Below are 5,982 nucleotides of genomic sequence, written 5' to 3' on the forward strand. Positions count from 1 at the left end.
GTGTCGGACCTGACGTGGTCGTCGTATTTCCGTCTGAACAGCAGGATGGTGGAGCGGCTGCGCGTCGGCCGTATCTTCCTCGCGGGCGATGCGGCTCACGTCCACAGTCCGGCCGGCGCGCAAGGCATGAACACCGGCATTCAGGAAGCGTTCAATCTCGGCTGGAAGCTCGCGCGCGTGATCAAAGGCGCGGCGCCGGACCGTCTGCTCGATACCTACCACCTTGAACGGCATCCGATCGAGCGCGACGTGTTGCGCCAAACCGGCTTCATCACGCATATGGCCGAGGCTGATCACGGACCGCTGAAGCTGCTGCGCGAGCGCGTGATGCCGGTGCTGGCCGCGCTCGGTCCGCTGCGCGATGCGGCGCGGATGACCATCAGCGAGTTGTCGATCCAGTATCGGCGTGGTCCGTTGACGCTCGAGCGCGTGCTGGATGGCGGTCCGCGTGCCGGCGAGCGCGCGCCGGATGCGCTGGTGCATGTGGTGGACGGGCCACTGGGCCGGGCGCCGGGTGTCGGTTGCGTGTTCGATCTGCACGATCCCGCGTTCTTTTCGTTGTTCCTGCTGGTCCCGCCGCTGCCCGTCGATGACACGCCGCTCGATCCCGCCGCGAAGCACGCACCCGCGCCGGACCCGGAACTCGAGCGACTGGCGGTGGAAATCGAGCGATTGTTGCCGGGCGCGGTCCGCATCTGGCGCGTGACCGATACGAGCGGCGAGGGCGCCCCAGCATTGTCCGAATCATATGGACGCACGCGGCCGTCGTTCTATCTGGTACGGCCTGACGGCTACATCTGCGCGCGTGGGCGCACGGGCTCCGATCTGCACGGCTTGCTGCGGCATTGCGAAGCGTGGTTTACGGCGGCTGGGGCGATACCGGAGCAGGCGGCGCTGTGAGGCGGGGCGTAGAGATGCGCGCGAGGGGCTGTGTTCAGTGACATCGTGAGCGGCCGTGTGAAGCGACCCTGACAGGGGCCGCCTCACACGGAGGCGCCAGACAAGGGGTGCCGCTACGCGATTGCCGCTGCCGGCGTCAGCCGTTCACGATGCTTGACGAGCGCTTCCCTGACGATGCCCGACATCTCGATGCCGTTCGCATCCGGTTCATCGAGCGCTGCCAGCAAAGCGCGGCGCATACGCGGTTCCCAGAAGCGGCGGATATGATCGGCGACACCGTCGAGCGCTTCCTCGCGATCCGGCATCGAATCGAAAAAGTCGCCGATCCGGTTCGCCATGTCGATCAGACTCTGATTGTCCATGGCTTGCCTCACTTACCCGATGTCGCGTTGGCCAACTCGCGCTGCTTCAGCAGATCGAGCTGCTCCGTGTTGAAGCGTGAATAGTCCTGCTGCCATTGCGACGGCTGTTCGACCGGCGTCACCTGCACCGCGGTCACCTTGTACTCGGGACAGTTGGTGGCCCAGTCCGAGCTATCGGTGGTGATCACGTTCGCGCCCGATTCGGGGAAGTGGAACGTCGTGTAGACGACGCCCGGCTGCATCCGTTCGGTCACTTTCGCACGCAACACGGTTTGTCCCGCGCGCGACTCGATCCCCACCCAATCGTCCTGCTTGATGCCGCGTTCTTCCGCATCGTGAGGATGGATCTCGAGACGGTCTTCGTCATGCCAGCGCGAATTCTCGGTGCGGCGCGTCTGCGCGCCGACGTTGTACTGCGACAGGATACGGCCCGTGGTGAGCAGCAGCGGGAATTTGCGCGTGACCTTTTCCGGCGTGGCGATGAACTTCGTAATCACGAACTTGCCCTTGCCGCGCACGAAGGCATCGATGTGCATGGTCGGCGTACCGTCGGGCGCGTTCTCGTTGCAGGGCCACTGAATGCTGCCGAGTTCCTCCAGCTTCCTGTACGACACTCCGTGGAAAGTCGGCGTGAGACGCGCGATCTCGTCCATGATCTGCGACGGATGCGTGTAGTCCATCTCGTAGCCGAGTGCACGCGAGAGCATCACCGTGACTTCCCAGTCGGCGTAACCCGGTACCGGCGGCATCACCTTGCGCACGCGCGAGATGCGGCGTTCCGCGTTGGTGAAGGTGCCGTCCTTTTCGAGGAACGACGAACCCGGCAGCAGCACGTGCGCGTACTTCGCGGTCTCGTTGAGGAAAATGTCCTGCACGACGATGCATTCCATCGACGACAACGCCGCCGACACGTGATGCGTGTTCGGATCCGACTGCACGATGTCCTCACCCTGGCAGTACAGGCCCTTGAAGGTGCCGTGCACGGCGGCGTCGAACATGTTCGGAATGCGCAGACCCGGTTCGGGTTGCAGCGTCACGTTCCACGCTTCTTCGAACAACGCGCGCGTGATCGAGTCGCTGATATGACGATAGCCCGGCAGTTCGTGCGGGAACGAGCCCATGTCGCACGAACCCTGCACGTTGTTCTGGCCGCGCAGCGGATTCACGCCAACCCCTTCGCGGCCGATATTGCCGGTCGCCATCGCCAGATTCGCGATGCCCATCACCATCGTCGAGCCTTGCGCGTGTTCGGTGACGCCGAGGCCGTAATAGATTGCCGCGTTGCCGCCGGTAGCGTAGATGCGAGCGGCTTCACGTACGGATGCGGCGGGTACGCCGGTGAGTTCTTCAGTCGCTTCCGGCGCGTTCTCGGGCAGCGCAACGAACGCACGCCATTGCTCGAACGCGCGGGTTTCGCACCGCTCGGCGATGAACGCTTCGTTCAGCAGCCCTTCGGTCACGATCACATGCGCGAGCGCATTCACCACCGCGACGTTGGTGCCGGGGCGCAATTGCAGATGATGCGAGGCCTTTACGTGCGGTGTATCGACGATATCGATGCGGCGCGGGTCGACGACGATCAGCTTCGCCCCTTCACGGATGCGGCGCTTCATGCGTGAGCCGAACACCGGGTGGCCGTCGGTCGGATTCGCGCCGATCACCATGATCACGTCGGCTTTGTCGACCGAGGCGAAGGTCTGCGTGCCCGCGGATTCGCCAAGCGTGGTCTTCAGGCCGTAACCGGTCGGCGAGTGGCACACACGCGCGCACGTGTCGACGTTGTTGTTGCCGAACGCGGCGCGCACGAGTTTCTGTACGAGATATGTTTCTTCGTTCGTGCAACGCGACGACGTAATGCCGCCGATCGAATCGCGGCCATGCTTCGCCTGAATGCGGCGAAATTCCGATGCCGCGTAGCTGAGCGCTTCTTCCCAGCTGACTTCGCGCCACGGATCGGTGATCTTCGCGCGAATCATCGGCTTGGTGATGCGGTCCTTGTGCGTCGCGTAGCCCCATGCGAAGCGGCCCTTCACGCACGCGTGGCCTTCGTTGGCCTGGCCGTTCTTGTGCGGCACCATCCGCGTGACCTGGTTGCCCTTCATCTCCGCTTTGAACGAGCAGCCGACGCCGCAATACGCGCATGTCGTGACAACCGAGTGCTCGGCCTGGCCGAGCATGATCACGGTCTTTTCCTGCAAGGTCGCGGTCGGACACGCGGCGACGCAGGCCCCGCACGACACGCACTCCGATTCCATGAACGGCTTGTTTTCACTCGCCGCGACGCGCGATTCGAAACCGCGTCCGGCAATGGTCAACGCGAACGTGCCTTGCGTTTCCTCGCAGGCGCGCACGCAGCGGTTGCAGACAATGCACTTCGACGGATCGTACGTGAAGTACGGATTCGATTCGTCCTTCTTGTCCTTCAGGTGGTTGGCGCCGTCGAATCCGTAGCGCACTTCGCGCAAGCCGGTGACGCCTGCCATGTCTTGCAGTTCGCAGTCGCCGTTGGCGGGGCAGGTCAGGCAGTCGAGCGGGTGATCGGAGATATACAGCTCCATCACGTTACGGCGCAGCGATTGCAGACGGTCGGTCTGCGTGCGGACTTTCATGCCGGCTTCAACGGGCGTCGTGCACGAAGCAGGGTAGCCGCGTTTGCCTTCGATCTCGACCAGGCACAAACGGCACGAACCGAACGGTTCGAGCGAATCGGTCGCGCAAAGCTTCGGCACATTGACGCCGGCCTCGGCGGCGGCGCGCATCACTGACGTGCCGGCCGGCACGGTCACCGCCTGACCGTCGATTTCCAGCGTGACGTCGACGTCGGCATGACGCGCCGGGGTGCCGTAATCGGTGTCGTCAAAGAATGAATGCGGGGCACGTTGTTGCGCTTGTGCTTGCGATTTGCACGCGCAGTTGCCGGAGCCGCAGCCGCCCCCCAAGGGGACTTGCATCGGGGCGCCGGCAGGGGAGTTGAGCACATCGGACATGTGAGGCTCCTGGATCAGGCCGCAGCCGCTTTGGGCGCGTGATCGTGAACGTTGTCGAGACCGAAGTCTTCGGGGAAATGGTCGAGCGCGGACAGCACCGGGAACGGCGTCATGCCGCCCATCGCGCAGAGCGAACCGGACACCATCGTGTCGCACAGATCGCGCAGCAACTGCACTTGCCGGGTGGACGTATCGCCGTTGCGAATCCGTCCGATCACCTCGACGCCGCGCGTCGAGCCGATCCGGCATGGCGTGCATTTGCCGCACGATTCGAGCGCGCAGAAGTGCATGGCGTATTGCGCGAGCTCGGCGAGATTCGACGTGTCGTCATGCACCACCAGGCCGCCGTGGCCGACCACCGCGCCGACTGCCGCGTAGGCTTCGTAGTCCATCGGGATGTCCCACTGGCTTTCCGGCAGATACGTGCCGAGCGGGCCACCGACTTGCACCGCGCGCGCCGCGCGCCCGCTTGCCGTGCCGCCGCCGTAGTCATACAGCAATTCGCGCAGCGTGACGCCGAACGCGAGCTCGACGAGGCCGCCGTGTTTCACATTGCCGGCGAGCTGGAACGGCAGCGTGCCGCGCGAACGGCCCATACCGAAATCTTTATAGAAGGCTGCGCCGCGCGCGAAGATGATCGGCACGGTTGCGAGTGTGATGACGTTGTTGATCACAGTCGGCTGGCCGAACAGGCCGACTAGCGCCGGCACGGGCGGCTTCGCGCGCACGATGCCGCGTTTGCCCTCAAGCGATTCGAGCAGCGCGGTTTCCTCGCCGCAGACATAAGCGCCTGCGCCCTTCGCCACGAACAGGTCGAAGCGATGCGCTGAACCGAGCACGCTGTCGCCGAGCCAGCCGGCGGCGCGTGCTTTGGCGATGGCGGCTTCGAGCGTCGCGATCGAGTGCGGATATTCGCTGCGGACATAGATGTAGCCGACCGTCGCGCCGGTCACGACGCCCGCGATGATCATCCCTTCGATCAGCACGTACGGGTCGCTTTCCATTACCAGGCGGTCGGAGAAGGTGCCGGAGTCGCCCTCGTCCGCATTGCAGACGATGTATTTCTGCGCCGCCTTGGCGCCGCGCACCGTGCGCCATTTGATGCCGGCGGGGAAGGCCGCGCCGCCGCGGCCACGCAGACCCGATTCGATCAGCGCTTCACAGGCGGCGTCGCCGTCGGTGTTCAAGGCTTGCTTGAGACCTTCGAGGCCGCCGTGGGCAACGTAATCGTCGACGGAGAGCGGATCGGTGATGCCGATGCGCGCGAAGGTCAGGCGCTGCTGCTTCTTCAGATACGGAATTTCATCGACCACACCGACGCGGCGGGCGTGTTCGCCACCCTCCGCGAAGCCGGCGTCGAAGAGCGCCGCGACGTCGCTCTCCTCGACGTTGGCATAGCCGACACGGCCTTCGGCGGTCGAGACTTCGACCAGCGGTTCAAGCCAGAGCAAACCACGCGAACCGTTGCGAACCAGTTCGATTTCAATGCCGCGGCGTGCGGCTTCGGCTTCGATTGCGCGAGCCAGTTGGTCGGCGCCGAGTGCGAGAGCTGACGAGTCGCGGGGAACGTAGATGCGCGTCATGCCGTCACCTCCACGCATTTGCCGGCGGCGGCGAACAGTGCGTCGAATTTTTGCGGCGTCACCTTGGCGTGCAGGGTGCCGTTGACCATCATGGCCGGCGACAGCGCGCATTGACCGAGGCAATACACCGACTCCAGCTCGACCGGCGCC

General features: G+C 64.6%; 5 protein-coding genes. 1 reads left to right on the top strand and 4 read right to left on the bottom strand.

Going from position 1 to position 5,982, the window contains the following annotated elements; all coding sequences use genetic code 11:
• Window positions 1-900: FAD-dependent monooxygenase (locus QOC89_RS16990; RefSeq protein WP_323046078.1), on the top strand; the 900-nt coding region annotated here is incomplete at its 5' end.
• Between the two features lie 113 nt (window positions 901-1,013).
• Here QOC89_RS16990 and QOC89_RS16995 read toward each other — a convergent pair.
• The 4 genes from QOC89_RS16995 to QOC89_RS17010 form a co-directional block, all read right to left on the bottom strand.
• Complete coding sequence (locus tag QOC89_RS16995) at window positions 1,014-1,262, bottom strand: formate dehydrogenase subunit delta (protein ID WP_323046079.1); 249 nt, start codon at window positions 1,260-1,262, stop codon at window positions 1,014-1,016.
• Window positions 1,263-1,270: 8 nt separating this feature from the next.
• The gene (gene fdhF, locus QOC89_RS17000) at window positions 1,271-4,249 is read right to left on the bottom strand and encodes a formate dehydrogenase subunit alpha (protein WP_323046080.1); all 2,979 of its coding nucleotides are present in this window, start codon (window positions 4,247-4,249) and stop codon (window positions 1,271-1,273) included.
• A 14-nt stretch (window positions 4,250-4,263) separates the two neighbouring features.
• A complete protein-coding gene (locus QOC89_RS17005) occupies window positions 4,264-5,832 on the bottom strand; it encodes a formate dehydrogenase beta subunit (RefSeq protein ID WP_323046081.1) in 1,569 nt (522 codons plus the stop codon).
• A partial coding sequence (locus tag QOC89_RS17010; RefSeq protein WP_323046082.1) for an NAD(P)H-dependent oxidoreductase subunit E occupies window positions 5,829-5,982 on the bottom strand: 154 nt, incomplete at its 5' end. The genes QOC89_RS17010 and QOC89_RS17005, both read right to left, overlap by 4 nt.

The sequence above is a fragment of the Paraburkholderia sp. genome (genome assembly GCF_034668105.1).
In the GTDB taxonomy this organism is placed as follows: domain Bacteria; phylum Pseudomonadota; class Gammaproteobacteria; order Burkholderiales; family Burkholderiaceae; genus Paraburkholderia.